Origin of the sequence: Janthinobacterium sp. SUN118 (assembly GCF_030397695.1) — a bacterium.
Taxonomy (GTDB): Bacteria; Pseudomonadota; Gammaproteobacteria; order Burkholderiales; family Burkholderiaceae_D; genus Janthinobacterium.
In genome coordinates this window covers 1,743,933-1,769,989 of sequence record NZ_JAPUBV010000001.1, presented here as the reverse complement: position 1 = coordinate 1,769,989, position 26,057 = coordinate 1,743,933, and the positions used below count along the sequence as shown (strand labels likewise).

The 26,057-nt window shown below is 65.5% G+C and carries 21 protein-coding genes; 8 read left to right on the top strand and 13 right to left on the bottom strand.

Annotation, left to right across the window (positions count from 1 at the left end):
• Positions 1-24: 24 nt before the first annotated feature.
• Positions 25-3,108 (bottom strand): NAD(P)-binding protein, encoded by a 3,084-nt coding sequence (locus O0880_RS08110; protein ID WP_289885930.1) that lies wholly within the window; start codon positions 3,106-3,108, stop codon positions 25-27.
• A 233-nt stretch (positions 3,109-3,341) separates the two neighbouring features.
• On the opposite strand from O0880_RS08110, the gene O0880_RS08105 reads away from it, so the two are divergent.
• Together O0880_RS08105 and O0880_RS08100 are read left to right on the top strand one after the other, a co-directional pair.
• Positions 3,342-3,911 (top strand): phosphohydrolase, encoded by a 570-nt coding sequence (locus O0880_RS08105; RefSeq protein ID WP_289885929.1) that lies wholly within the window; start codon positions 3,342-3,344, stop codon positions 3,909-3,911.
• Between the two features lie 353 nt (positions 3,912-4,264).
• Positions 4,265-4,855 (top strand): response regulator, encoded by a 591-nt coding sequence (locus O0880_RS08100; RefSeq protein WP_232251165.1) that lies wholly within the window; start codon positions 4,265-4,267, stop codon positions 4,853-4,855.
• A gap of 417 nt (positions 4,856-5,272) precedes the next feature.
• Here O0880_RS08100 and O0880_RS08095 read toward each other — a convergent pair whose 3' ends face one another.
• On the bottom strand, positions 5,273-5,494 hold the full coding sequence (locus O0880_RS08095; RefSeq protein ID WP_071322961.1) for a hypothetical protein: 222 nt from the start codon (positions 5,492-5,494) through the stop codon (positions 5,273-5,275).
• A gap of 223 nt (positions 5,495-5,717) precedes the next feature.
• On the opposite strand from O0880_RS08095, the gene O0880_RS08090 reads away from it, so the two are divergent.
• A complete protein-coding gene (locus O0880_RS08090; RefSeq protein ID WP_289885928.1) occupies positions 5,718-6,305 on the top strand; it encodes a chromate transporter in 588 nt (195 codons plus the stop codon).
• A complete protein-coding gene (locus O0880_RS08085; RefSeq protein ID WP_289885927.1) occupies positions 6,302-6,886 on the top strand; it encodes a chromate transporter in 585 nt (194 codons plus the stop codon). The genes O0880_RS08090 and O0880_RS08085 overlap by 4 nt, the downstream gene beginning before the upstream one ends.
• Positions 6,887-6,888: 2 nt before the next feature.
• Here O0880_RS08085 and urtE read toward each other — a convergent pair whose 3' ends face one another.
• From urtE to O0880_RS08050, 7 genes are all read right to left on the bottom strand, one after another.
• A complete protein-coding gene (gene urtE, locus O0880_RS08080) occupies positions 6,889-7,587 on the bottom strand; it encodes an urea ABC transporter ATP-binding subunit UrtE (RefSeq protein WP_289885926.1) in 699 nt (232 codons plus the stop codon).
• 3 nt (positions 7,588-7,590) lie between these two features.
• Positions 7,591-8,397 (bottom strand): urea ABC transporter ATP-binding protein UrtD, encoded by an 807-nt coding sequence (gene urtD / locus O0880_RS08075; RefSeq protein WP_289887320.1) that lies wholly within the window; start codon positions 8,395-8,397, stop codon positions 7,591-7,593.
• A 20-nt stretch (positions 8,398-8,417) separates the two neighbouring features.
• The gene (gene urtC / locus O0880_RS08070; protein WP_289887319.1) at positions 8,418-9,494 is read right to left on the bottom strand and encodes an urea ABC transporter permease subunit UrtC; all 1,077 of its coding nucleotides are present in this window, start codon (positions 9,492-9,494) and stop codon (positions 8,418-8,420) included.
• Positions 9,495-9,535: 41 nt separating this feature from the next.
• Positions 9,536-11,137 carry an urea ABC transporter permease subunit UrtB gene (gene urtB / locus O0880_RS08065; RefSeq protein ID WP_289885925.1) on the bottom strand — a complete coding sequence of 534 codons (1,602 nt, stop codon included), beginning with the start codon at positions 11,135-11,137 and terminating at the stop codon, positions 9,536-9,538.
• 109 nt (positions 11,138-11,246) lie between these two features.
• Complete coding sequence (urtA, locus tag O0880_RS08060; RefSeq protein WP_289885924.1) at positions 11,247-12,500, bottom strand: urea ABC transporter substrate-binding protein; 1,254 nt, start codon at positions 12,498-12,500, stop codon at positions 11,247-11,249.
• A 207-nt stretch (positions 12,501-12,707) separates the two neighbouring features.
• Complete coding sequence (locus O0880_RS08055; RefSeq protein ID WP_289885923.1) at positions 12,708-13,496, bottom strand: DUF4349 domain-containing protein; 789 nt, start codon at positions 13,494-13,496, stop codon at positions 12,708-12,710.
• A 33-nt stretch (positions 13,497-13,529) separates the two neighbouring features.
• Entirely contained in the window at positions 13,530-14,123 is a 594-nt protein-coding gene (locus O0880_RS08050) for a transglutaminase family protein (RefSeq protein ID WP_289885922.1), read from the bottom strand.
• Positions 14,124-14,393: 270 nt separating this feature from the next.
• On the opposite strand from O0880_RS08050, the gene O0880_RS08045 reads away from it, so the two are divergent.
• The 3 genes from O0880_RS08045 to O0880_RS08035 are packed head-to-tail and all read left to right on the top strand — an operon-like array spanning position 14,394 to position 19,626.
• The gene (locus O0880_RS08045; RefSeq protein WP_289885921.1) at positions 14,394-14,981 is read left to right on the top strand and encodes a DUF2760 domain-containing protein; all 588 of its coding nucleotides are present in this window, start codon (positions 14,394-14,396) and stop codon (positions 14,979-14,981) included.
• Positions 14,978-16,846 carry an Hsp70 family protein gene (locus O0880_RS08040; RefSeq protein ID WP_289885920.1) on the top strand — a complete coding sequence of 623 codons (1,869 nt, stop codon included), beginning with the start codon at positions 14,978-14,980 and terminating at the stop codon, positions 16,844-16,846. The genes O0880_RS08045 and O0880_RS08040 overlap by 4 nt, the downstream gene beginning before the upstream one ends.
• A 5-nt stretch (positions 16,847-16,851) precedes the next feature.
• Positions 16,852-19,626: an Hsp70 family protein gene (locus tag O0880_RS08035; protein WP_289885919.1), complete on the top strand. Its 2,775-nt coding sequence runs from the start codon at positions 16,852-16,854 to the stop codon at positions 19,624-19,626.
• A gap of 35 nt (positions 19,627-19,661) precedes the next feature.
• Here the strand turns inward: O0880_RS08035 and O0880_RS08030 are convergent, their stop codons facing one another.
• The 4 genes from O0880_RS08030 to O0880_RS08015 form a co-directional block, all read right to left on the bottom strand.
• A complete protein-coding gene (locus O0880_RS08030) occupies positions 19,662-20,060 on the bottom strand; it encodes a GFA family protein (RefSeq protein WP_289885918.1) in 399 nt (132 codons plus the stop codon).
• Between the two features lie 64 nt (positions 20,061-20,124).
• Complete coding sequence (locus O0880_RS08025; RefSeq protein ID WP_289885917.1) at positions 20,125-21,666, bottom strand: CHASE2 domain-containing protein; 1,542 nt, start codon at positions 21,664-21,666, stop codon at positions 20,125-20,127.
• 157 nt (positions 21,667-21,823) lie between these two features.
• Positions 21,824-23,155 (bottom strand): serine hydrolase, encoded by a 1,332-nt coding sequence (locus tag O0880_RS08020; RefSeq protein WP_289885916.1) that lies wholly within the window; start codon positions 23,153-23,155, stop codon positions 21,824-21,826.
• 26 nt (positions 23,156-23,181) lie between these two features.
• The gene (locus O0880_RS08015; RefSeq protein ID WP_289885915.1) at positions 23,182-24,678 is read right to left on the bottom strand and encodes an alginate export family protein; all 1,497 of its coding nucleotides are present in this window, start codon (positions 24,676-24,678) and stop codon (positions 23,182-23,184) included.
• Between the two features lie 214 nt (positions 24,679-24,892).
• On the opposite strand from O0880_RS08015, the gene O0880_RS08010 reads away from it, so the two are divergent.
• Positions 24,893-26,035 (top strand): GAF domain-containing protein, encoded by a 1,143-nt coding sequence (locus O0880_RS08010; RefSeq protein ID WP_289885914.1) that lies wholly within the window; start codon positions 24,893-24,895, stop codon positions 26,033-26,035.
• Positions 26,036-26,057 lie beyond the last annotated feature (22 nt).

Sequence of the window (26,057 nt, the reverse complement as noted above, 5' to 3'; positions counted from 1 at the left end):
CAATGAAACGCCATCATAGCAAGCCTAGAAATCCGTCTCGCCCTGGATCACGGCCGGATACCCGCTCATGGCGCGCGACGTCTGCATGCCCGCCATCACGGCCGCCTCCACGCAGCCCGCGTTGATGCCGGTCCTGATCCAGTCGCCCGTCAGGAACAGGTTGCTGAAGCCCGACTGGTCGGTGGCCAGCCGGTACTGCGTGCTGTTCACCACCGACATCACGTAGCGCTCGGACGGATCGACGTTCGCGCGCCAGTACTGGCTGTCGAAGCGGGCCGGCCCCGTGCCCGCCTTCGCATCGACCAGCCACTGCCAGGGAAAGCCGCCGGGTCCGCCCGCCTCGGGCCACAGCGCGCCGATGTCGCGCTCCAGCTGGTGCAGCGCGCCCTGTTTCGCCCGCTCGGCGCAGCGCGCCGGGAAACCCGTATCCGTCACGGGCGGATAGCTGTCGACGGGGAAGGCGCTGCAAAAGTAGGACACATTCTTCGGCGCCAGGCCCGCCGGCCAGTCTTCATGCGCCAGCAACTGGTCCATCGGCGCCCACGTGTCGTAGGGTTCCGTAAAGGCCGACAGCACCGGCTGCTGGCCCTTCGGCTGCGTGGTCCAGCCCATCTGCGCCAGGTTCTTGTTCAGCCATACCTGGTACGCCTGCGTGGCCACCGTCTTCACCTTCTCGACGCTCAGCTTCAAGGCCGGGCTTTGCGCCAGCAGCTGCGGGCACAGGGCCGGCAGCGAGCCGATCGAGATGCCGAACACCACCTTGTCGAAATCGACGCCCTTCTTCAATACCGTGGCGGGCAGCGCGCGGCCGAACGCCTGCTGGTACTGCTGCGGCCAGTCGCTCCAGTACGATTCCAGGTTGACCTCCTGGTCCTGCAGCAGGGCCGCCTGCGCCGGGTCGAGCTGGGCGTAATCGGGCGCGCTGGGCCAGCAGGCCAGGCCTTTCACGTCGACCAGCGGCGCATAGCCGGCGGCCGGGTCGCGCAACTGCGCCTGCTCGGTGATGCGGATGCTGTCGATGTCGCCCGCGCCCGGCACCAGTTCCTCGACGCGCTGGAAGAACTTGAATTTCACGCCGCGCTTTTCCAGCACCTCGTACAGCGGCGTGAAGATCGTGTCGCCCATGCCGGCCTGCATCTTGAACATGATGCCGCCCTTGTAGGCCAGGCCGATGCGCGCCATCGCCCGCAGCAAGGTGCCCGCCTCGATGTTCGGCTTTGCAAAGTCGCCGCCCTCGTAGGCGAAGACCAGGTCGTAGAAGCCGCGCACGGGCGCCGAATTGACGCTGAACTGCTCGTCGCCGCCATGCTTGCGCAGCCAGTCGCGGAAATCGATGTCGTTGATGACGTCGAAGCCGTGCTTGAACACGCCATCCTCGAACATGCCCTTCATCACCGTGATGCCCAGGTCCAGGCAAATGAACAGGCGGCGCAATTCGTCGTCGCCGTCGATCAGCGCGCGGTAGCGCAGGCGCAGCCAGGCGCGGATGCCGTTCAGGGTGCTGGCCAGCAGCTGGTGGCGGGCCTGGTCGTGGCGCGCGGAATCGGGCGCCAGGTCGGCCACCAGCGCCGCCAGGGCGCCCACGGACAGGCCCACGTCCAGCCCCAGCTCGTCGGCCTGCCCCACCACTTCGTCGGCCAGGCGGCGCAGCCAGCCCGGCCACACGCCCTCGCCCTGCGAGGCGCTGGCGCGGACGATGCGCGCATCCGCGTCCGCCACCTGCCGGATCTGGCGTATCCACTGCTCGATCCAGCCCACCATGGCGATGGCCATCTGCCACAGGGTGATGTCCTCGCCGCCCTCGCCCGGCTCGCCCGGCAGGGTGGGAAAGACGATGGACCAGTTGCGCCACTGCCCCTTGACGTCTTCCGACAGGGCCACGTAATCATGCTGCCTGAAGGCGTCGCGCCAGGTGGCCAGCGGCGCGCCGGGCGGGCGCTCCAGGCTGGCATACGCTTCCTTGATCATCTTGAAGGCGTTCGCATAAAAGCCGAACCAGATGTGCAGGCCATGCTCCTCGATGCGCTGGCCCACTTGCGCATTGCGCCCGCTGGCGCCCTTGCCGCCGAGGCGCCAGCCCAGCTGGTAGACGGTGATGTCGTGCTGGTTTTGCCAGCCCGGCTGGTTCGTCAGATAATACGCGGTGGTCATGGCCGCCACGCCGCCGCCGAGGATGGCGATCTTTTCCGGCGCGATGCTCGAATTGTCGACCAGCTCCTCGCCCGGCATGGCCGTGAAGTCGAAGTTCACGTTGAACGGCAGGATCGCCGCCTGCGGCCCAAGCTTCAGGCCCAGGGTCTGGTCCAGCGGGAAGCTGTCGAACGCGTGCACCGTGCATTCGTATTCATAGCCGAGCAGGCGCGCACTGTGCAGGCGGTTGACCTCGGCCGGCGCGGCCACCAGGGCCTGGTACACGGCTTTCACGCCCGCGCTGTCGGGAAACTGCTTGAGGAAGATCTGGTCGATGCGGGGGTTGCGCAACAGCGACAGAATATCGGCCCAGCCGGCTTGATCCATGTCAAAGAAGTCGGGAATGGACAGGAAGAGCTGGAACGCCTGCTCGATGAGCTCGAGGAAACTGTTGACGCTCTTGTGCGGCCCCGTCTGCACGGTGGCGTTGACTTCCAGCAGCGGGTGCAGGGCCAGTTTCGTTTCCGGCGAAAAATGCTGGAAACCCTTGGCGGCCACGGAACAGCGCAGCGGCTCGCTGCCGGCCGCGGGAATCTCGTAGTCGCACAGGTATTTCGGATAGCCGAACAGTTCGCGCCCGTTGATCAGGGCCATGGCATCGTCCACGAAAATATGGCACGGGTACCAGTAGATGTGCGCCAGCTTGCCCGCCGCATCCATCTGCCCCACCATGATCCAGGTGACGATGTCGACTTCCGTGATCCAGCCCTTGGCCTGGTCGACGGGGTTGGCCGAGTCCGCATGGTTGACGCGCGTAAAGGTCAGCATCACATACGGCGACAGGGCTTTCAGGGTCATGCGCTGGCCCGCCACCTGGTTCAAGGTGGTATTGACGGTGGCCTGCAGCTTCGCCAGCTCGCCCTTGACGAAATAACCGAACATTTCCGACTGCTTCAACTGCAGCGGCGAATGCATCATCACCGAGCCGCCCTGATAGATGTACGAAGGTCTTGCCGAAGGTATCGCCGCCATTGCTCTGCCCCTAATGTAAGTTTCAGACAAACAAGATTCTCATAGTGTATTTGAGAAATATCAATGAATGATATGAAATTAATTAAAGGAAATGCCAACATGCATAGGCTTAGCAGAAGCGGCTGGCGACGCCCTGCGGGAAGGCGGATCGCCGTCATCCGGTGTACGATGGATCATCCATGCACAGCAGGCTAAGCGATCCAGCAATGATTACCACCGACTACGTTTCTACCTTTTCCGGCAACCGTTTTTATCCCTTGCGCCCGCATATCGACAAGGTTGCCATCGAGGATATCGCCCACGGCCTCGCCTACCAGTGCCGCTTCAATGGCCAGACGCAAGTGTTTTATTCCGTGGCCCAGCACAGCCTGATCGTTGCCAGCCTCGTGCCGCCACCGCTGCGCCTGGCCGCCCTGCTGCACGACGCGGCCGAAGCCTATCTGGGCGACATGGTCAAACCGCTGAAGGTGCTGCTGCCGGAATTTGCCGCGCTGGAAGACAAGGTCAGCGCCATCATCGCCGCCACCTACGGCCTGGACTTCTCCGATTACGCGCCCATCAAACGGGCCGACCTGATCGCGCTGGCCACGGAAAAGCGCGACCTGATGCCCCACTCGGCCGAACGCTGGGCCTACCTTGACGGCATCGCCCCCTTGCCCGGTATAATCGACGCCATGGGACCGGCCGAAGCCAAGCAACGCTTCCTGCATGCGTTTGCCGCGCTGACAGCGCCTGGCCAGGCCGCGTGAAGCAGGCTCGCCATCGGCCCCTAAGCCCCGGTTTTTGCACGGCTTTTTTAGATATCCACAGCAACTGTGGATAAAGTTGTTGATAAGCCCCTCTTGACAAGCCGCAACGCCAGTATTGATGCGGGTTTCAACAATTTGCTGATTTCACAGGCATTTTTTTACCCCAATGAAATCAATGACTTGCAGTCAGGTTTTTGCGCTTGATCAAAGTTTCTTTGCCACCATGAAAATATATTTTTGCCGCGAAGGCGGGCAGCGGCTGGCACGAGCTTGCCTGAACAGCATTGTTTTGACAAACCCCGCGGACTGGCATAGTGTGGAGTAGGCGGGCACGATCAACGTTGGATAAATGCATGGATATGGATAGCGACAGCAAGACGGCAGGCGAACCGGACTGGTTGGTGGACGAGCCGCTGCACAGCGACACCGCGCCCGAAGCGGCCAGCGCCCCGCCCTGGCGCGTGCTGATCGTCGACGACGATGTCGACGTGCACGTGGTGACCAAGTTCGCCCTGAGCCAGGCCAGCTTCCAGGGGCGCAGGCTGAGTTTTCTGCACGCGTATTCGGGCGCCGAGGCGCTCACCGTGCTGCGCGGCACGCCCGACATCGCCGTCGTGCTGCTCGACGTCATCATGGAAACCCAGGATGCCGGCCTGCAAGTGGCGCGCCAGATCCGCGAGGAGTTGCACAACAGCGCCGTGCGCATCATCCTGCGCACGGGCCAGCCCGGCCAGGCACTCGAACACCGCATCATCATCGACTACGACATCAACGATTTCTGGTGCAAGACCGACTTGACGACGCGCAAGCTGTTTACCACCGTGATCGCTTCGCTGCGCACCTACGCCACGCTGCGCGAAGCGCAGCAGCAGGTGAGCGACCTGGCCGCGGCCCTGGCCCGGCGCGGCGACCAGGCCGCCTTGCCATCCGGCGGCAAGCCGTAGGCGGCGCGCGCTACTTTTAGTCAAAAAACAAGAGCACTGGATGGGCATACAGCCCTTGTCCACGGCCGCTTTTTCCCGCTCGCGGCGGCAAATCGCGCACGCTGATTTGCCTCAATATCCTAAGTGGCGGATTGTTAAGCGCTTTTTCAGATATCCACACGGACTGTGGATATCTTTGTGGATAAGGGCCTATTGACAGCCCTCAAAGCCGCAGCCAGTGCGGCTTTCAATAAACTGCTCAATCAAACAGCAAAAATAAAACAGAATAAAATCAAACACTTAGAAACTCACACATAATCACATGAAAATTATTTCGGCAATTTCGCCAACCCATCATTTGTGCATAACTGAGCCGTAATGATCAATTCGATAACGCCGGGGTCGGCGCTACCGGCAACACAGTTGCTGCACAGATACTCAATGCACGGTCTGGCGCCGCTGCTCCGGATGCAGCAGCACGCGCTCGATCAGTACAGGGTCGATATTGTATGACTTCAGGTATTCCAGCGCGCACAAGGTGCTGAAGGCAGCCTGCACGGCGATACCCAGGTTGACGATATCGCACATCTTCTGGTCGACCCTGGCATGGCGCGCCACTGTCTTGTCGGGCATATGCAGCGTTTCTTGGGAATTAAGCATGGTAGACAACTCCTGCGAAGGGGGACATGGGGGCGGGAAAGGCGCAGCGGGTGGAAGCCCTGCGCCCGTACGGACATGGACAGCGGCAGTATTGCCGATAAAGTATTGCCGATAAATTCTCGATGTCAATGGCAGGCGAACATGAGCCACGGTTTTTTTCCTGCCGCCACAGTCCTTCCTGAAAGCGATGGACAAGCGCGCTCGGCCACGGTGATAATCAGCCATGTCCTCGCCCTCCCCCGCCCCGCCCGACCGCCCCCGCCCGCAGCCCGCCTCGCTTGCCGACCTGTTTTTCTCGTTCACCTGGCTGGCCCTGCAGGGTTTCGGCGGCGTGCTGGCCGTGATCCAGCGCGAGATGGTGGAACGCAAGCGCTGGCTGACGCAGGAGGAATTCCTCGAGGACTGGGCGGTGGCGCAAATCATGCCCGGCCCGAACGTGATCAACCTGTCATTGATGGTGGGTGGGCGCTATTTCGGCTTGAAAGGCGCGCTCACGGCCATGGCCGGCATGCTGGCCGTGCCGCTCGTCATCGTGCTCGTGCTCGGCGTGCTGTACACGCGCCTGGGCGCCAACCCGCAGGTGGCGGGCGCCTTGCGCGGCATGGCCGCCGTCTCGGCCGGCATGATCGCCGCCACGGGCGTGAAACTGGCCGCCGCGCTGGGCAAGCACCCGCTGTCCCTGTGGCTGACCTTGCCCCTCGCCGGGCTGGGCGTGCTGATGGTGGCCGTGCTGCGCTGGCCCCTGCTGTACATCCTGCTGGGGCTCGGTGGCATCGGCTGCTGTTTGACCTACCGCAAGCTGTCGCCATGAACCCGCCCGTGCAACTGGTGTTGAGCACGGCGGACTGGCTGAACCTGTTCGGCCACTATCTGATGCTGTCCATGATGTCGATCGGCGGCGCCATTTCCACCACGGCGGAAATGCACCGCTTCCTCGTCGAACAGCACGGCTGGCTGACGCAGGTCCAGTTCAATGAGTCGATCGCCATCGCCCAGGCCGCACCGGGCCCCAACGTACTGTTCGTCGCCCTGATGGGCTGGAACGTGGGCATGAACGCGGGCAGCTACGCGGCCGCCTATTTCGGGGTATTCGTGACCATGGTCGGCATCATGTTGCCCAGCACCACCCTCACCTACGTGGCGGCCCGCTGGGCCTACCGCAACCGCGACCTGCGCCCCGTGCGCGCCTTCAAGCAAGGCATGGCGCCCATCGTCGTCGCCCTGCTCATTTCCACCGGCATGATACTGGGCGGCGCCAACCATACCCTGGCCACCGACTGGCCCCTGTGGAGCCTGTCCATCGTCGCGGGCATCCTCATCTGGCGCACGAAGATTCATTTGCTGTGGCTGCTGGCGGCCGGCGCCGTGCTGGGCTGGTTCCAGCTCGTCTGACCTCACACGGCCAGGTGCCGCTTCACCTCGTCGCCCGCCATCTGCGCCGCCGTGCCGCTGGCGACGACACTGCCGCGCGAGAGCACGATAAACTCGTCAGCCAGTTCACGGGCGAAATCGAAATACTGTTCGCACAGCACGATGGCCATGTCGCCACGCTGTTTCAGCAGCGCGATCACGCGGCCGATATCCTTGATGACGGAGGGCTGAATGCCTTCCGTCGGCTCGTCGAAGATGATCAATTGCGGCTCGGCCAGCAAGGCGCGGGCGATGGCCAATTGCTGCTGTTGCCCGCCGGACAAGTCGCCGCCGCGCCGCTGCAGCATCTCTTTTAATACCGGAAACAGTTCATACACGTGCGGATCGATGCGCGAAGCCTGCCTGCCCTTCCTGGCCGCCATGCCCATCAGCAGGTTTTCCTCGACGGTCAGTCGCGCAAAGATGTCGCGCCCCTGCGGCACGTAGGCGATGCCCAGCCTGGCGCGCGCATGCGGCGCCAGCCGCGTGATGTCGCGGCCATTGAACATCACCTTGCCCTGCGCCACGGGCAACACGCCCATCAGGCATTTCAGGAGCGTCGTCTTGCCCACGCCATTCCTGCCCAGCAAGGCCAGGCATTGGCCCTGGCGCGCCGTGAGATTGACACCGCGCAAAGTGTGCGAGGAGCCATAATATTGGTTCAGTTGTTCGACTTCCAGCATGGCTTACCTTCCCAAGTAGACTTCGATGACGCGCTCGTCGGCTTGCACCTGCTCCATGCGGCCCTGCGCCAGCACGGACCCTTCGTGCAGCACGGTGACGATGCCCTGCTGCGCGATGTCCGTGACGAAACCCATGTCATGCTCGACCACCATGATGGAATGTTTGCCGCGCAATTCATTGAGCAGCTCGGCCGTGCGCGCCGTTTCCGCATCCGACATGCCGGCCACGGGCTCGTCCAGCAGGATCAGCTGCGGCTCCTGCATCAGCAGCATGCCGATTTCCAGCCACTGCTTTTGCCCATGCGACAGCAAGCCAGCCAGCCGCGCCTCGTGGCCATTGAGGCGGATCAAGCGCAATATGGATGCGATCTTGCCTTCCTGCTCGGACGTGATCCGGGCAAACAAGGCGGGTGCCACGCGCTTGTCCATCTTCATGGCCAGCTCCAGGTTGTCGAACACCGTATGCTGCTCGAACACGGTGGGACGCTGGAACTTGCGGCCGATGCCCGCGTGGGCGATCTCCACCTCCGTCATGGCGGCCAGGTTCATGGTCTGGCCGAACCAGGCCGTGCCGGACGTGGGCCGCGTCTTGCCGGTGATCACGTCCATCATCGTGGTCTTGCCCGCCCCATTCGGGCCGATAATGCAGCGCAACTCGCCCACGGAAATATCGAGGCTCAGCTTGTTGATGGCCTTGAAGCCGTCGAATGCGACGGTGATGTCTTCCAGGTAAAGAATGGCGCCATGCGTCGTGTCGACGCCCTCGCCTTTCACGCGCGAGTAGGTCGGGCCAGCTTCGGCGCTGGCCATGCCGGGCAACATGCGGATGCTCATGCGGCCTCCTCCGCCACGACGGCAGCCTTGTTGCGCTTGAGCTTGCGCAATACACCGAGCATGCCTTGCTGCATGAACAGGGTGACGACGATGAACAGCAAGCCCAGCGCGAACAGCCACAGTTCCGGCATGGCCGCCGTGAACCAGCTCTTCAAGCCGTTCACGGTAAAGGCGCCCAGGATGGGGCCGATCAGGGTGCCGCGCCCGCCCACGGCCACCCACACCACCATTTCGATGGAATTGGCCGGCGACATTTCGGACGGGTTGATGATGCCCACCTGCGGCACGTACAGGGCGCCGGCGATGCCGCACAGCATGGCGGACAGGGTCCAGACAAATAGCTTGAACCACAGCGGGTTGTAGCCGAGGAACATCAGCCGCGCCTCGCTGTCGCGCACGCCCTGCAAGACCCTGCCCAGCTTGGATGTCACGATGGCGCGCGCGCCCACCAGCGCTGCCAGCAGGAAGGCCAGGGTCAGCAGGAACAGCACGGCGCGGGTGGCGGGCGCCGTGACGCTGTGGCCCAATATCGTCTTGAAGTCCGTGAAGCCGTTGTTGCCGCCAAAGCCGGTGTCATTGCGGAAGAACAAGAGCATGAAGGCATACGTCATGGCCTGCGTGATGATGGAAAAATACACGCCCTTGATGCGCGAACGGAAGGCAAAGTAGCCAAACACAAAAGCCAGCACGCCCGGCACCAGCACGACCAGCGCCATGCAGTACCAGAAATGGTCGGTAAACGCCCAGTACCACGGGTAGGTTTTCCAGTCGAGAAAGACCATGAAGTCGGGCAAGCTGCTGCGGTACTGGCCCTGCGTGCCGATGGCGCGCATCAGATACATGCCGTGCGCATACGCGCCCAGCGCAAAGAACACGCCGTGCCCCAGCGACAGGATGCCCGTGTAGCCCCACACGAGGTCCAGCGCCAGCGCGGCCAGCGCGTAGCACAGGAACTTGCCCACCAGCGCCACCGTGTAGGCGGACACATGCAGCGCATGCCCGTCAGGAAAGAGCAGATTGAAAACTGGCAGCATGGCCGCCAGCACCGTGCAGGCGGCAATCGCCATCCACATCGGCAGCGTGAACAGGCCAGCCTGGGCTCGATAGGATGTAATCATTCGACGCTACGTCCCTTCATGGCAAACAGGCCCTGCGGCCGGCGCTGGATAAAAATGATGATGAATATCAAAATGGCGATCTTCGCCAGCACGGCGCCCGCCACCGGCTCGAGGAATTTATTCACTTCGCCCAGGCCCAGCGCGGCGATGACCGTACCGGCCAGCTGGCCCACGCCGCCCAGCACCACCACCATGAAGGAATCGACGATATAGCTTTGCCCCAGGTCCGGCCCCACATTGCCCAGCTGCGACAGCGCCACGCCACCCAGCCCGGCGATGCCGGAACCGAGGCCAAAGGTCAGCATGTCGACCTTGCCCGTGGCCACGCCCACGCAGTCGGCCATGCGGCGGTTTTGCGTGACGGCGCGTACGAACAGGCCCAGCCGCGTCCTGTTCAGGATCAGCCACACGGCCACCACGACGACGATGGCAAAGCCGATGATGGCCAGGCGGTTGTACGGCAGCACGAGGCCGCCCAGCACGGTGACGCCGCCCGACATCCAGGCCGGGTTGGCCACTTCCACGTTTTGCGCGCCAAAGAGCGTGCGCACCAGCTGCATGAGGATCAGGCTGATGCCCGAGGTGGCCAGCAGGGTTTCCAGCGGCCGCCCGTACAGCCAGCGGATCACCGTGCGCTCGAGCGCCACGCCGACCAGGCCGGCCACGAGAAAGGCGGCCGGCAAGGCGGCCAGCAAATACGCATCCTGCATGGCGGGCAAGTAGGTGCGGAAAAACAGCTGGCACAGATACGTCGTGTAAGCGCCTATCATCAGCAGTTCGCCATGCGCCATGTTGATGATGCCCATCAAGCCGAATGTGATGGCCAGGCCCAGCGCCGCCAGCAGCAGCACGCTGCCCAGCGAGATGCCGTAAAACACATTGCCGGCGATCTCCATGCGCGACACTCGTCCCTTGATCTGGCGCATGGTGTCGATGGCCGCCAGCTGCACGGCTTCATCGGGCTCGCTGGCCTTGCCATCGGCACCGCGCTCCAGCATGGCGTGCAGCACGGGCAGCAGGCGCGCATCGCTGCTGCCCGCCAGCGCCTGCACGGCTTGCCTGCGCGTGGCCGCGTCCGGCGCCTGCAGGTTGGCGCTGGCGATCAGCACCTGCAAGATCTGTTTAATGTCAGCATCGTTTTCCTGCGCCAGCGCCGTGCGGATCAGGGGGAGCTGCGCGGGGTCGACGGACTGTTGCAGCGCCTGCGCGGCAGCCAGGCGCGTGGCCCGTTCCGGCGCCAGCAGCTTCAGCCCCGACAGGGCGCCCGCCACGGCCGCGCGCAAGCGGTTGTTGACCATCATGCCATCGATGCCATCGGGCAGCGGCACGCTCTTGCCGCTTGCCGGGTCATACGCTTGCTCGCCATCGACGATATACACCTGGCCGTCGGGCGCCGCATGCAGGGCGTCGTCCTGCAAGGCTTGCAGGACCTTGGCCGCCTCGGGCGTGGCGAGGGCGGCGATCTGCGCGACGGCGGCCACGCGGGCGTCGGGGTCGCCGCCGGCCAGCGGCTTGAGCAGGTCGGGAGGGATGGCGGCCTGCGCGAGCGGGAATATCAATAGACAGGCAAGGAGCAGCAGTTTGGGGATGAACCTCATTGTAAGTTCCATGGAAAAACTGCACGGGGCGAGCGCTTACCCCAAAGGCGAGGACTGGGGTCGGCCCCTCAGGGCCCGCCCCCGGCATTTGCTGGTGGGTGAATAGCGCCTACAGCTTCTGCTTGCCCTCATTGCCCTTGATAAATGGGCTCCACGGCTGGGCGCGTATCGGCTCCCTGGTTTTCCACACGACATTGAATTGCCCATCGGCCTTGATCTCGCCTATCATCACGGGCTTGTGCAAGTGGTGATTCGTCGCATCCATGGTCAGGGTAAAGCCCGATGGTGCTTTCACGCTCTGGCCCGCCATGGCGGCGATCACCTTGTCCGTGTCCGTCGATTTCGCCTTTTCCACGGCTTGTGCCCACATGTGGATGCCGACATAGGTCGCTTCCATCGGGTCGTTCGTCACGACCGAAGCCGCGTTCGGCAACTTTTGCGCCACGGCATACGCCTTCCACTGCTTGATGAAGGCCGTGTTGACGGGATTCTTGACGGATTCGAAATAATTCCACGCCGCCAGATGCCCCAGCAGCGGCTTGGCATCGATGCCGCGCAGCTCTTCCTCGCCCACGGAAAACGCGACGACGGGCACGTCGGTGGCTTTCAAGCCCGCATTGCCCAGCTCCTTGTAGAACGGCACGTTGGAATCGCCATTGATGGTGGAAATGACGGCCGTCTTGCCGCCCGCAGAAAACTTCTTGATGTTGGCGACGATCGTTTGATAGTCGGCGTGGCCGAACGGCGTGTAGACCTCGCTGATATCGCTGTCCTTGACGCCTTTGCTTTTCAGGAAGGCGCGCAGGATCTTGTTGGTGGTGCGCGGATACACATAATCCGTGCCCAGCAGCACGAAGCGCCTGGCGCCGCCACCATCCTTGCTCATCAGGTATTCCACGGCCGGGATCGCCTGCTGGTTCGGAGCGGCGCCCGTATAAAACACATTCTTTTCCAGTTCCTCACCCTCGTATTGCACGGGATAGAACAGCAGGCTGTTGAGTTCCTTGAACACCGGCAAGACCGACTTGCGCGACACGGACGTCCAGCAGCCGAACACGACAGCCACCTTGTCCTGCGCCACCAGCTGGCGCGCCTGTTCCGCGAACAGCGGCCAGTTCGATGCCGGGTCGACGACGACGGCTTCCAGCTTCCTGCCCAGCACGCCGCCCTTGGCATTGATTTCCGCAATCGTCATCAAGGCCACGTCTTTCAGCGACGTTTCGGAAATGGCCATGGTGCCCGACAAGGAGTGCAAGATGCCCACCTTGATCGTGTCGGCGGCCAGCGCCGCCTGCGTGAATGCCGAGGCGGCCAGGGCCAGTGCGCCTGCTGCTGCCGCTTTCAAGATGATGCGTCGTGACATGGAGACTCCTGTGGTGGGTGCGTGGTTGTCGGACTGGGGCATACGCTGTTGTTAAAGCAGAATGCATGCCAGCGCCGCCAGGCGTGCGGCACGGGGCGCGCGCCACGCCATGGTGCGCCCGAGGCAATCCCGCACGAAAAAAAACCTGGCTGCACAAGGACTGTGCAGCCAGGTTTCAACTTGCCGTCAAACGGTGCGCCGGGCGCGTCAAGCCTTGCGCGGCGCGCCGCGCAGGCGGCGCCAGCCATTGCGCCCCAGCGGGAACAGCAGCACGAAGGCGAGCAGCCATGGCAGGATGTAGGCCATGGCCGTGATGGCGTTGGCCACGCCTTCCGACAGGTTGTCCGTGAAATTGCCCAGCGCGCGCTTGACGGGCGTCCAGAACGACTGGCGGCCTTCGGCGCTGATGGCCACGTTCAGCAAGTCCGTGTCGATGCGCTGCATCAACAGCGCGTTGGCCGCCGTCGCCTGCTCCAGTTCCACCTGCACGGTGGCCAGTTCCTTGGTCACCTTGATCAGGGCGTCGACATTCGCGCCCGAACGCTTTTCCAGGTCCTGCAGCTGCGCCTGGTATTGCTTGAGCATGTCCAGGCGCTTCTTGCTGTCGAGCACGGGGCGGCCCAGGTCTTCCACCTTGGTGCCCTGGCTGATGACGTCGCCTTCGGCGGCAACGAGCGCGACGAGCTTCCTGATGCCGGCCGGCTTGGCCCGCATGCTGATGCGCGCGTGCACGTAACGGCCGCTGTCGATGCTTGAATCGAGCAGCAGGCAGCCATTGTCCGTATCGGCCTTGCAGGCGGCGACCACTTTTTCATACAGGGGCCGCACCTGGGCCTCGTGCGTATCGACGCTGACGTTGTGCTCATAGGCAAGAAACTCGCTGCCCTTTTCCTTGCCATCGAGGCGCGCGGCGCTCGATTGCCCGCCGCTCTCGCCCTTGCTGCCGCAACCGGCCAGCAGCAGGACGCCCATCAGACTCATATAGACTATTTTCATTATTGCTTTCTTTGGATTATTTTTACTTTTGCATTATTTGGGCAGCATCTGCAAATCGGGCAAGTGCGCGGCCACGTCGTGCACGGTGGCGTGCCGTGTCAGCGCGGCCACCACTTGCGGCAACGGTTCCGGCCAGATTTCGGGCAAGTCGCGTTCCTCGGGCGCCAGCACGGGAAAAGCCAGCTGCTCGCGCGGCGGCACGAAGGCCGCGTCGACGCCCGGCTTGTTGCCGCGCGCATCGATGCGGTACCAGCCGAAATCCTGCAGATACACGGCGTTCAAGCCATGCAGGCAAAACGGCGGCCCCACCTCGCCGACGGCCAGGCGCTGGTAGCACAGGCCGGCAGGAATGCCATTGGCGCGCAGCAGCGCGGCCAGCAGGTGGCTCTTCGCATAACAATAGCCGGTGCCATGCTGCAAGACGTCGGAAGCGCGGCAGGTGACGGGATTGCGCTGGTAATCCCAGCTGTGGGCTATCTCGTCGCGCACGAATTCAAAGCAGCGGCGCGCGATGGCGGCATCGCCCGTCGCGCCGGCGGCCAGCGCGGCCGCCCTGGCGCGCACGGCGGGATGGTCGCCGTCAATCTGCGTGCTGCTCGCCAGATACAGGGAAAAGTCGGAATGCATGGCCATCGTATATAAAAGGTAAGCCGAGAGAATGCGCGATTTTAGTCGAAGCCGTGCCGAATCTGCCGTTTCCTTGCGCAAAAACAAAGGAAAGGCACGCCATCGGCCGGCTTTGCGGGGGCCGGCGACTTTGGCGCCGGCGCCGTAGCTGGTATCATGCGGGCAAACGCCAGCCGGTCCGACACGCAAGATGGGCCGGCGCATGCAACACCTTGCGAAGCGGCCCCGCGCCGCCGACGCCTCCCCTACAGATCAGAGAAACGAGTTCCTATGAGCGCATCATCGTCCCACCCATCGTTCTGGCGCAGAGTCCCGCTGGCTTTCGGCGCCTTCTTCAGCACCCTGTCGGACGCCGCCTATGCGGCCCGCGTGGAAAAGCTGTCCCTGCCCGAGGCTGCGCCTGTCGCGCCGGTGCCCCCTGCGCCCGCCCCGGCTCCCGTGCCGATGCCAGCGGCCGCCCCCGTCATATTAAAAGAAGCGACGCCGGACGCCGCCCTGCAGCTGCTGGCCCTGCTGCAACGCGAAGCGCGCCTGATCGACTTCACCCAGGAAAACCTGGGCAGCCATGCCGACGCCGACATCGGCGCGGCCGCGCGCGTGGTGCACGAAGGCTGCGCCAAGGTCATGCGCGAGTATTTCACCATCGACGCCGTGCGCCAGGAAGCCGAAGGCAGCCGCATCGTGCTGCAGGAAGGCTTTGACTCGGCCAGCGTGCGCCTGACGGGCAATGTCGTCGGTTCGGCGCCGTTTACGGGCACCCTCAGCCATCGCGGCTGGCGCGCATCGAGCGTGCGCCTGCCGAAACTGAGCGAGCAGCACGACGCCGCCATCCTGGCCCCGGCCGAGGTGGAACTGTGAGCGATCAAGCCAACAACACCCCGCGCTACGCCATCGGCATCGACCTGGGCACCACCCACAGCGCCCTGTCGTACGTGAACCTGGATGAAAGCGACGGCGAGCAGTCCAGCCACGGCGTGCTGAAAGTGCCGCAATTGTCGGCGCCGGGCACCGTCGAAGAGCTGTCGCTGCTGCCGTCATTCGTCTACCTGCCGCACGCCGAGGAAGTGGCGGCCGGCGACCTGGCACTGCCCTGGGTCACCGAGGCGGCGGAAGCGCCGTTCGTCGTCGGTGAAATGGCCCGCAGCCGCGGCGCCACCACGCCGATCCGTCTGGTCTCGAGCGCGAAGAGCTGGCTGTGCCACCCGGGCGTGGACCGCCGCGCGGCGATTTTGCCGAACGACGCGCCGGCCGAAGTGGCGCGCATCTCGCCGATCACGGCCGCCACGCGCTACCTGACGCACTTGCGCCAGGCCTGGGACACGGCCCACCCGCAAGCGCCGTTCGCCGAGCAGGAAATCACCGTGACGATTCCGGCATCGTTCGATCCGGCCGCGCGCGAGCTGACGATGGAGGCGGCGCAGGCGGCCGGCTACACGGCATTGACCCTGCTGGAAGAGCCGCAGGCGGCCCTGTACAGCTGGATCCAGACCAGCGAAGGCCGCTGGCGCAAGGAAGTCAAGCCGGGCGACATCATTCTGGTCGTCGACGTGGGCGGCGGCACCAGCGACTTTTCGCTGATCGCCGTGCTGGAGCGCGACGGCGTGCTGGAACCGCACCGCGTCGCCGTCGGCGAGCATATCCTGCTCGGCGGCGACAATATGGACCTGGCCCTGGCCCACCTGGTGGCGCGCAAGCTCGCCGCCAACGGCACCCAGCTCGACGCCTGGCAAATGCGCGCGCTGACCTATGGCTGCCGCAGCGCCAAGGAAAGCCTGCTGGCCGACAGCGGCATGGAAACGGCGCCCATCGTCGTGCCGAGCCGCGGCTCGAAACTGATCGGCGGCTCCATCCGCACGGAACTGACGCGCGCCGAAGTGTCCACCTTCATCCTCGACGGCTTCTTCCCGCAGGTGGAGGCGTCGAGCCGCCCTGCCGTGCGCACGCGCGCCGGCCTGACGCAACTGGGTCTGCCGTATGCCCAGGACGCGGCCATCACGCGCCACCTGGCCGCCTTCCTGGGCCGGCAAGTGGCGGCCACCAGCGAGCTGGAAGGCTTCGCCGGCCGCCAGACGCAGGACGCCAGCTTCCTGCACCCGACGGCCGTGCTGTTCAACGGCGGCGTCTTCAAGTCCGACCTGCTGGCGCAGCGCATCATGGCCACCGTCAACGACTGGCTGTACATGGAAGGCGCGGAACCGGCACGCATGCTGGCCGGCGCCGACCTGGACCTGGCCGTGGCGCGCGGCGCCGCGTATTACAGCTACGTGCGGCGCGGCCATGGCGTGCGCATCCGCGGCGGCACGGCCAGCGCGTTCTACGTGGCCATCGAATCGGCCATGCCGGCCATCCCCGGCATGGAACCGCCGATCCAGGCCCTGTGCGTGGCGCCGTTCGGCATGGAAGAAGGCAGCGAGCTGGAACTGCCGGGCCAGCAATTCGGCCTGGTGGTGGGCGAGCCCGTGCACTTCCGCTTCTTCGCCTCCTCCACGCGGCGCAACGACCAGATCGGCGACTTGCTGGACTTCTGGGGTCCCGATGAATTGCAGGAGCTGAGCGAAATCCAGGCCACCCTGTCCGCCGAAGGCCGGTCGGCCGGCGACGTGGTGCAGGTCAGACTGCACGCGCGCGTGACGGAAGCGGGCACCCTGGAACTGCTGGCCGTCTCCCTTGACGGCGCCGAGCGCTGGAAGGTGGAATTCGACGTGCGCGGCACGCCGCAATAAGCGCCATGGGCAGCGCTGCGGGCAAGCCGGCCTTCCTGGTCGGCATCGACCTGGGCACCACCAATACGGTGGTCGCCTATGCCGCTGCGGCCGATGCCGGCGATGCGCAGGCAGGCATCCACCTGTTCGCCATCGAACAGCTGCTGGCCCCCGGCGAAGTGGGCGCACGCCCCCTGCTGCCCTCCGTGCGCTACCACCCTGCCGCCGGCGAACTGGCGGCGGGCGACTTGCCGCTGCCGTGGCCGCAGGACGATGTCGCCGACGCGGTGCAGCCCGTGCTGGGCGCCCTGGCGCGCCAGCTCGGCGCGCAGGTACCGGGCCGGCTGGTCACCAGCGCCAAGAGCTGGCTGTCGCATGCGAATGTCGACCGCCAGGCGCCCATCCTGCCGTGGGGCGCGCAAGCCGATGTGCCGAAAATCTCACCCGTGGCCGCCAGCGCCAGCTACCTGGCCTACGTGCGCGCCGCGTGGAATCACCGCTTCCCGCACGCTCCGCTGGAAGAGCAGGAACTGGTGCTGACCATTCCCGCCTCGTTCGACGAGGGTGCGCGCGCACTCACCCTGGAAGCCGCGCGCACGGCGGGCTTGCCCACCCTGCGCCTGGTGGAAGAACCGCAGGCGGCCTTCTATGATTTCCTGCAGCGCCGGCGCGCCACCCTGCGCGAGGACCTGGCCGATACGCGGCGCATTTTAGTCTGCGACGTGGGCGGCGGCACCACGGATTTCAGCCTGATCGACGTGGCCTTCGACGACGATGGCGCGCCGCAGCTCACGCGCAGCAGCGTGGGCAACCATCTGATCCTCGGCGGCGACAATATGGACCTGGCGCTGGCCCACCTGGTGGAAACGCGCATGGCGGCCGGCATGGAAGGCGGCATGAAGCTGTCCGCCGCGCGCCTGTCGCAGCTGATGGAGCGCTGCCGCGCCGCCAAGGAGCTGCTGCTCTCGAACGATGCGCCCGGCAGCGCCACCGTCACCCTGCTGGGCGCCGGCTCGCGCCTGATCGGCGGCAGCCGCTCCGCCGACGTCACGCGCGAAGAAGTGGCGGCCATGGTGGTCGACGGCTTCTTCCCGCTCGTCGATGCGGGCGAGGTCGCGAAAAAGGGCCGCTCCGGCATCGTCGAATTCGGCCTGCCCTACGCGCAGGATGCGGCCATCACGCGCCACCTGGCCAGCTTTTTACAGCAGCATGCGGGCGCACTGCCCGATACCCTGCTGCTGAACGGCGGCGTGTTCCGCGCCGATGCGCTGGCGCGCCGCCTGGCCGAGACGCTGGCGCACTGGCGCGGCGCCCCCCTCACCCTGCTGCACAACGACAACCCCGACGTGGCCGTGGCGCGCGGCGCCGTCGCCTACGCGCTGGCCCGCCGCGGCCAGGCGCCGCGCATCGGCGGCGGTTCGCCGCGCAGCTACTTCCTCGTGCTGGGCGAGGCGGGCAAGGACCACCGCGCCGTCTGCATCCTGCCGCGCGGCAGTGCCAGCGGCGAGGAAATCCGCCTGACGCAGCGCCTGTTCGCGCTGCGCCTGGGCCGCCCCGTGCGCTTCCACCTGGCGTCCTCGATTGCCGAAGCGGGTACGCCGCCCAGGCTGGGCGACATCGTCGACCTGGCCGACGGCGACTACCTGCGCCTGCCGCCGCTGGCCAGCGTGCTGCATGCCAAAGACGGCAGCAATGACAAGCGCGAAATCACCGTGCAGCTGGCCACCGTCATGACGGAAGTGGGCACGCTGGAAGTCCATTGCGTGGCCGCAGCCGATGCCAGCGACCGCTGGCTGCTGGAATTCCAGTTGCGCGGCGGCGATGAGCCGGAAACGGAAGCATCCACGGTCTCGCCGCGCATCAAGGAAGCCATCGAAAAGATCGAGCGCATCTTTGGCGGCAAGGCGCAAAAGGTCGAGAGCAAGGAAGTGCGCCAGCTGCGCCAGCACCTGGAACAGGGACTGGGCGGGCGCGAAAGCTGGGACACGCCGCTGCTGCGCCAGCTGTTCGACGCCTTGCTGCAACGCGCGCGTGGCCGGCGGCGCTCCGCCGAACATGAGCGGGTCTGGCTGAACCTGGCCGGTTACTGCCTGCGTCCCGGCTATGGCGATGCGCTCGACCCATGGCGCATCGAGCAGCTGTGGGCCATGTTCGACACGGGCGTGCAGCACCACAAGGATAACCAGGTGTGCGCCGAATGGTGGACGCTGTGGCGCCGCGTGGCCGGCGGCTTGAGCACGGAGCAGCAACTGCGCCTGCTCGACGATTTCGCCTTCAACCTGCAAGCCGATGCGGCCCAGCGCGGCAGCCGCCCCGTCACCCTGGTGAACGGCAGCGATGACGACATGCTGCGCCTGGGCGCGTCGCTCGAGCGCATCCCCGGCGCCTACAAGGCGGAAGTGGGCGCCTGGCTGCTGAAACGCCTGGACAAGGCCGGCACAGCCGACACGAATACCCTGTGGGCGCTGGCCAGGGTCGGCGCGCGCCAGCCCTTCCACGGCAGCGCGCACGAAGTGGTCGACGGCGCCACCGTGGCCGACTGGCTGGCCGCGCTGCTGGCACTGGACTGGAAAAAGACCGAGCCGGCTGCCTTTGCCGCCACCCACCTGGCGCGCATGACGGGCGACCGCTCGCGCGACATCGCCGACGGGCTGCGCGCCACCATCCTCGCCCGCCTGAAAGCCGTCGGCGCCCCGCCCCTGTGGCAGGCGATGGTCAGCGAAGTCACGCAGCTCGATGAAGCGAATACCAAACGCATGCTGGGCGAGGCGCTGCCGCCGGGCTTGAAGCTGATCGCCTGAACACGCTTCATGCACCGTGCCGGGATCAAAACGGCTTAGCCGGCGTCGCGCGACGCCTGATAGCGCGGCAATCCATCGGCCAGCCTGAGCCACGCCACTTGCGAGGCGGTATGGATATGGCTTTGCGGCGGCAGCCGCTGCGGTTCGTCGAGGCTGCAAGTGGTCAGGTCGACCTCGTCCGGGTAGCGCTCATCTTCGAACGTCAGCTGCGTGCCGCAGCGCGGACAGAAGCTGCGCTTGCCATGCACGCTGGAAGCATGGGAGCGGGCCTGCCCCTGCAGCCAGCGCAAGTTCGCGCGCGGCACGCTGAACCAGGCGACAAACGGCGCGCCCGAGGCGCGGCGGCACATCGAGCAATGGCAGGCGCTTTCATGGAAGGCGCCCGTGCCCGCTTCGTAGCGCACGTCGCCGCATAAACATCCTCCGCTCAGCATGGCGTCCTCCGGCAAGCTGGAAAAGCATCCAGTTTAGCGTCGCTGCGACGCCACACGGTTTGCGCTAGATCACGGCCACCACCAACAGCAGCACCGCCAGCGGCGCCTGCACCAGCACGATGCCGGGGTGCGTGCGGCGCAGCTGGGCCCAAACGGACAGGCCCGGCACTTCCTTGTGCGGGTGGTGCGCTTCGTCGCGCAGCGACATCGCGTGCAGGAACATGCCGGCGATGAGCGGCCCGGGGTTGACCCACCAGCCCTGCTCGAGCAAGCCGCGCGACAGATAGATTGCCAGCGCGCCGATGGCAAACGGCGAGGCCCACACCAGCACCAGTATCAGGCGGATGCCATAAAATTCCAGCAAGGTGCCCATGCGGTGCAGGCGGCTGAAGTCGTGGTCGGCCATGCGCTCGTCGATGGCCAGTTCGGCCCGGCCATACAGGGTCCACAAGCCGCCGAACAGGCAGCCCAGCAGCACGCCGATGACGATGTCGGCCGCGAACACCACGTATTTGTTCACGTCGGCCGTGCCGATGCCCAGCGAGGTGTAGGCGGCCGCGTGCAGGTGCAGGCCGGCCTGCTCGCCTTCGGCCGTCGTATAGCGGTCTCGCACGTCGTAGCTGGCGCCGATGAACAGCACCTGCTTGCGCGGCGCGTCCTGCGCCACGCCGGCCTTGCCGTCGACGAGCCGCACGCCGGCGCGCGTGGGGTCGAGGAACGCGGGCGCCATGGCGGTCGGATGGAATGGCGCGGTGACGGCATTCTGTTCGGCCGCATCCTTGGCGTCGCCGTGGATGACCGGTTCGAAGGCCCAGCGCGCCAACTCCTTTTCGCTGCCCGTGCGCCGCGCCAGCTGGCACACGCGGCCGGCCAGGCGGTAGCCTTCCTTTTGCTCGGACAGCGCGGCCGGCATGGGCTGGTTCTGCTCCTGCTGGCGCATGCCGTGCGCCAGTTCGAAGGCCACGGCCGCCAGCACGGGACTTTTCAGTTCGATGCGCGTGACGGCGCCCATGCGTTCACGGATCTGCGGGCTGGCGAAATGCACGCCGGCCGCGCAGCGCGCGCGTATCCACGGCAGGTTCGCATTCTGGTCCGATTGCTCGGGCAGGATCAGCACCAGCTGCCGGCCATCGGCGGCCAGCCGGTCGAGCAGGCGGTCCAGCGGCCGCTCGCCTGCCTTGTGCTGCTCGTAGACGGCCGGCGCCAGGTCCAGGTCGATGGCCAGCACGCGCGCGCCGCGCTGCGCCACGCTGGCCAGCAACTGCTCCAGGCGCGTCCGTTCCAGCGGTTCGCGCTCGTCGAATACCTGTTCAAACGCGGGCTGGTCGATTTCGATGATGCCGGGCCGGTAGGCGGCGCCGGGATCGCGGCCCTTGTGCAGCAGCGGCGCCTGTTCCGCGCTGGCGCGCAGCATGGCCGCATCGAGCCATTCGAGCACGTGGAAGCCTTCCAGCGCCAGCATCAGCGAGGCGATCAGGCTGGCGCCGATCACGTGGTGCAGCAAGTGCGTGCCCGTCAGCTTGAACGCCGAACCGAGCTGGGAAAATGGCCACAGCAGGCGCCGCCGGAGCGGCGGGCGCGGGTGGTCTGGCTGGCTGGTTTCCACGATGCGCTCCCCCGTCTGTCGCCGCCAGCATATATTTCAGGCAACAATTGATAACAAAAGGAATATAGTATGGCAATTATGTCCAGGCTGCCGCACGGCTGGTGCGCTGCCGGTGCAGCGGCCCGCGCGCGCGGGCCACCCGGCATGGCGGCCAACCCTATTTCGGCTTGGCCAGCAGCAGCCTGCCCAGCGCTTCGAAGGCCGGCGTGGTGGTCGGGTCGTTGGCCGCGTTGGCTGCCGTCGGCGTGGAGGCGAAACGCACGATCACCATTTCCGCTTTCGGGTCGATGTAGATGCGCTGTCCATACACGCCGCGCGCCATGTAGGCGCCGTGGTCATTATGCGTGACCCACCACATGTCGCGGTAGCTCCAGCCTTTCAGCAAGTCGTAGCCGCCCTTGGCGAACAGCTGCCTGTCGCCGCCACGGCGTATGTCGGCAACCGCCGCCTTCGGGATGATTTGCTGGCCGTTGTAGCGGCCATCGTTGCGCAGCATTTCGCCAAAGCGCGCCAGGTCGCGCAAGCCCGCGCTCAAGCCGCCGCCGGCGAACGGCGTACCGGTCGAATCGACAGACATGTAGGCATCCTGCTCGGCGCCCAGCTTCTTCCAGATATGTTCGGACAGGTAGTCGTTGACGTTCTGTCCCGTGACGCGCGCGATGATCCAGCCCAGCACGTCGGAATTGACGGTGCGGTAGCCGAAGCCCTCGCCATGCCTGCCCTCGTGCTGCACGGTTTGCAGGTACTCGAAATAGCTGCGCGGCCCCGTGTAGTCCTTCGGCTTGGGCAGCGGGTTGCCGGCCGCCGCATGCTTCCATACCTCGGCGTTCGGATCGGCATAGTCTTCGCTGAATTTCAGGCCCGTGGTCATGTCCAGCACCTGGCGCACGGTGGCGTCGCCAAACGCCGACTTGCCCAATTCCGGTATGTAGTCGGCCACTTTCTTGCCGGGATCGAGCTTGCCTTCGGCCACCAGCGCGGCGCCCATGGTGCCCATCACGGATTTCGTCACCGACATGGCGCCATGCTGGCCGCTGTCCTTCAGCACGCCCAGGTAGCGTTCATACACGATGCGGCCGCGGTGCAGCACCACGATGCCATCCGTGTAATTGGCGCCCAGCGACTGCTCCCACGTCATCGTGTCCTTCGCCCCCAGGGGCGTGAAGCGCAGGCTGTCGATATCGCTGCGCAACGCGCGCTGCAGGGGCTGCGGCGCGCCCAGGCCGCGCGACACCTCCACCGTCGGCATCAGCTGGCGGAAGTGCGAGACGCTCCAGCGCAGCTGCGGGAAAGTGAAATAGCTGCCGTCGTCGAAGCGGATGATCTTGTCGGCCGGCGGCGGCGAACCCACCATCCATTTCAACGCTGCCGGATCGCTGGCGGCGGCCGACAGCGGCGCTCCCACCGTCTCGGCCGCCTGGACACCGGCGGCCAGCGCCAGGCAGGCTGCGGCCAGGGCCAGGCGTTTCATGCTGGGAAAATCGTTCATGTGATGCTCTCCTTGATAGACAATACTTAATACACCCATACGACATTCGCCAGCCAGCCCGTCCAGGTCCTGGCCTGGCCGTTCACCAGCTGCTTGACGCCGGACTGCGCGAACGAGGCGCTGAAACCCAGGGTCAGGTAGGTATTCGGATTGACGACGCGCACGTACTTGACGAAGACATCGTTGGCCAGCATGGGACGCAGCACGCCCGCTATCACCACCGGCGCATCGCCCGGCACGTCGAGGCGCGTGGCCTGGCCGAACTGCAGCGGACTGCCCATCCGGTTGGCGCGCACCTGGGCCAGGTAAGCGGTCACGGTGTCCTTCGGTGTCGGGTGCAACTCGATCGTCGCCTGCAAGGCATTCACGTTGGAGTTGACGAAGACCCAGGTCGCCTTGCTGCCCGAGGCCCAGGCGCCAGGCGTGCCTTCGAAGAACAGCGGATCGAAGCGCTCGTTGCGCGCCGTATGCGGATCGTCGCCGGAAAAGCTCTGGTAGCCCAGGGTGAACTTCGGCGTCCACGCCACGTCGGGCAGCGAAAAGCCCCCTTCCGTGCGCCAGCCCCAGGCCCGCAGCGGTTCGCGCGTATTCCATTCGCGCGCGGCGTCGATGCCGAACCAGCCTTTCGACAGCACGGCGGGCAGCACGGGAACGCGCGCGTAGCCATACACGAATTGCAGGTCCTTGCGGCCGTCGGGCACCGCCAGCGGCGCGCCGATGCCGCCCGGCGCCGCCTGCGGATACGCGGCGCGCGAATGCGGCACCTTGCCATACGCGATGCCGGCCTTGCGGTCGTTCGCGGGGGCGTAACTGAGGTCGACGCCCACCACGCGCGTGCCCGAATCGTTGTCGGGGTTTTCATTCGGATCGAGATAAAATGCCTGGGCGCCGTAGGCATCCCGGCTCACCTTGGCCACCACGGAATTCTGGAAGGCCTTGCGCGGCCCCAGTTTCAGCGCACCGCGGTCAAAGCCGTTCGAGCCGCCATTGGCGATCAGCATGCCGGTGCCGAGCGTGAAATTCTGCGCGCCGGCCGACAGGTCGATGAGCGCACCGGCGCCGCCGAGCGGCATCCGGATGCCGGCGACGAATTCCTCGATCGAGATGCGGCCCGTATCGCCGGCGCCGAAAGGATCGTGGCGCAGAGTGCCTGAGCCGACGGCCGAGACGCGCGCATACAGCTGCTTGCCGTTGCCAAGGTTGCGCTTGAAGCCGAGCGCCGGCTTGACATAGAACTCGTACCAGTAGGGATGGAAATCGAAGTCCGGATTGCGCGCCGGCGTGTTCGACAGCTTCCAGAACAAATTGCTTTCGCCAGCGATCTGCACGCCCGCTTCCACGGAACGCGTCACTTGCCAGTCGGCGCCGATGGCCGGTTCGACGGCGGCGCGCCGGGCCACTTCCTTTTCCATGCTGCTCAGGCCATCGGGATCGAGCTGGCCGGCGGCGCCGCAGGCAGCGCTCCATCCCAGCAGGGCCACGGCGACAGCACGCCGCCTCCCGCACATCGCTTGCGTTGCCATAAAGATCCCTTGCGATAGCTGACTGTCTATTGCTGCGGATGTTATCAGAGATGCTCTTTTTTATTGTTGTAAAGCATCCTATCGTGCGGCGCGGCGCCGCTGAGACGAACGTCTCGCGGCGCTCCCATGCTGCAATGCGGCATGCATGCGCCTGCGCTTCGTGCTACAAACTCCCATCGCCATCAAAACAGCAGCAGAGACACGGGAGAACGCCATGCCTTACGTCCGCCAGACCAGCCATATCGAGCGGGTGCGCGACCTGATCGCCGGCCGGATCGTCAATCCTGGCGCTGACACGGCCAGGCTGGCCTCCTCGTACCGCCGTTCGCTCGACGAGTACCGGCTCGATCCCGCCTCGACGACGGGGCCGCGCATCCTGACGGCCGCCGAACTGCGCGCCATCCAGCAATCCGAGGAAGGCTTCCTGCGCTCCACGGGCCACTGCCTGCCGCGCCTGCACGCCATGGTGCGCGAAGCCGGCTACTGCGTCATCCTGGCCAATGCGCGCGGCGTGACGATCGATTACGTGGTCGACACGCACCAGCGCAAGGATTTCAAGAAGGCGGGCCTGTATCCCGGCTCATGCTGGTCGGAAGACGAGGAAGGCACCTGCGGCATCGCGTCCGTGCTGCTCGACCGCGAAGCCATCACCGTGCACAAGACCGACCATTTCCGCGCCGCGTTCACTGGACTGACCTGCAGCGCCGCGCCGATCTTTTCGCCGCACGGGGATTTGATCGGCGTGCTCGATGCCTCGGCGCTGACTTCCCCCGACGCGCGCGACAGCCAGCGCCTGGTCAAGCAGCTGGTGCGCCAGAGCGCCACCCTGATCGAGGACGGTTTTTTCATCAAGTCCTACGCCCATTGCTGCATCCTGCTGGCGCACCGCAACCGCCACTTCGTGGAAGTGCAGCCCGAGATGCTGATCGCCGTCGACGAACATGGCGACATCGTTGCCGCCAACCGCTGCGCGCGCGACCTCATCGCCGGCCTGGACACCCTGCCCCGTCCCGTCGGCGAGGTGCTCGAAGTGCGCGCCGAGCGCCTGTTCGACGCGCGCGCGGGACACAACCTGCTGTCGCTGCGCCTGGCTGGCGGCAGTGCCTGGCTGCATGCGCGCGTGCGCGCGCCGCTGCGCCAGGGCAGCCTGCGCACGCGCGCCAGACGCGAGGCGCCCGCAACGCAAGACGTGGTGGCGCACACGGCGCTGGAACTGGCCGAGCGCACGCGCATCGTCAACGCCATGAGCGCTGCCAAATGGCGCCCGCTGCAGGCGGCGGCCATGCTGGGCGTCTCGCGCGCCACGCTGTACCGGCGCATCAAGCAGCTGAAAATCGTGCCGCCGCACCGGCAATAGCAGCTCAATAAAAGCTGAGATT

What these genes read in the sequence shown, in the direction of transcription:
- O0880_RS08110 (WP_289885930.1), bottom strand. Translation starts at nt 3,108, where the DNA reads ATGATGCATTCGCCGCTGCAGTTGAAGCAGTCGGAAATGTTCGGTTAT.
- O0880_RS08105 (WP_289885929.1), top strand. Translation starts at nt 3,342, where the DNA reads ATGCACAGCAGGCTAAGCGATCCAGCAATGATTACCACCGACTACGTT.
- O0880_RS08100 (WP_232251165.1), top strand. Translation starts at nt 4,265, where the DNA reads ATGGATATGGATAGCGACAGCAAGACGGCAGGCGAACCGGACTGGTTG.
- O0880_RS08095 (WP_071322961.1), bottom strand. Translation starts at nt 5,494, where the DNA reads ATGCTTAATTCCCAAGAAACGCTGCATATGCCCGACAAGACAGTGGCG.
- O0880_RS08090 (WP_289885928.1), top strand. Translation starts at nt 5,718, where the DNA reads ATGTCCTCGCCCTCCCCCGCCCCGCCCGACCGCCCCCGCCCGCAGCCC.
- O0880_RS08085 (WP_289885927.1), top strand. Translation starts at nt 6,302, where the DNA reads ATGAACCCGCCCGTGCAACTGGTGTTGAGCACGGCGGACTGGCTGAAC.
- urtE (WP_289885926.1), bottom strand. Translation starts at nt 7,587, where the DNA reads ATGCTGGAAGTCGAACAACTGAACCAATATTATGGCTCCTCGCACACT.
- urtD (WP_289887320.1), bottom strand. Translation starts at nt 8,397, where the DNA reads ATGGCCAGCGCCGAAGCTGGCCCGACCTACTCGCGCGTGAAAGGCGAG.
- urtC (WP_289887319.1), bottom strand. Translation starts at nt 9,494, where the DNA reads ATGTGGATGGCGATTGCCGCCTGCACGGTGCTGGCGGCCATGCTGCCA.
- urtB (WP_289885925.1), bottom strand. Translation starts at nt 11,137, where the DNA reads ATGAGGTTCATCCCCAAACTGCTGCTCCTTGCCTGTCTATTGATATTC.
- urtA (WP_289885924.1), bottom strand. Translation starts at nt 12,500, where the DNA reads ATGTCACGACGCATCATCTTGAAAGCGGCAGCAGCAGGCGCACTGGCC.
- O0880_RS08055 (WP_289885923.1), bottom strand. Translation starts at nt 13,496, where the DNA reads ATGAAAATAGTCTATATGAGTCTGATGGGCGTCCTGCTGCTGGCCGGT.
- O0880_RS08050 (WP_289885922.1), bottom strand. Translation starts at nt 14,123, where the DNA reads ATGCATTCCGACTTTTCCCTGTATCTGGCGAGCAGCACGCAGATTGAC.
- O0880_RS08045 (WP_289885921.1), top strand. Translation starts at nt 14,394, where the DNA reads ATGAGCGCATCATCGTCCCACCCATCGTTCTGGCGCAGAGTCCCGCTG.
- O0880_RS08035 (WP_289885919.1), top strand. Translation starts at nt 16,852, where the DNA reads ATGGGCAGCGCTGCGGGCAAGCCGGCCTTCCTGGTCGGCATCGACCTG.
- O0880_RS08030 (WP_289885918.1), bottom strand. Translation starts at nt 20,060, where the DNA reads ATGCTGAGCGGAGGATGTTTATGCGGCGACGTGCGCTACGAAGCGGGC.
- O0880_RS08020 (WP_289885916.1), bottom strand. Translation starts at nt 23,155, where the DNA reads ATGAACGATTTTCCCAGCATGAAACGCCTGGCCCTGGCCGCAGCCTGC.
- O0880_RS08015 (WP_289885915.1), bottom strand. Translation starts at nt 24,678, where the DNA reads ATGGCAACGCAAGCGATGTGCGGGAGGCGGCGTGCTGTCGCCGTGGCC.
- O0880_RS08010 (WP_289885914.1), top strand. Translation starts at nt 24,893, where the DNA reads ATGCCTTACGTCCGCCAGACCAGCCATATCGAGCGGGTGCGCGACCTG.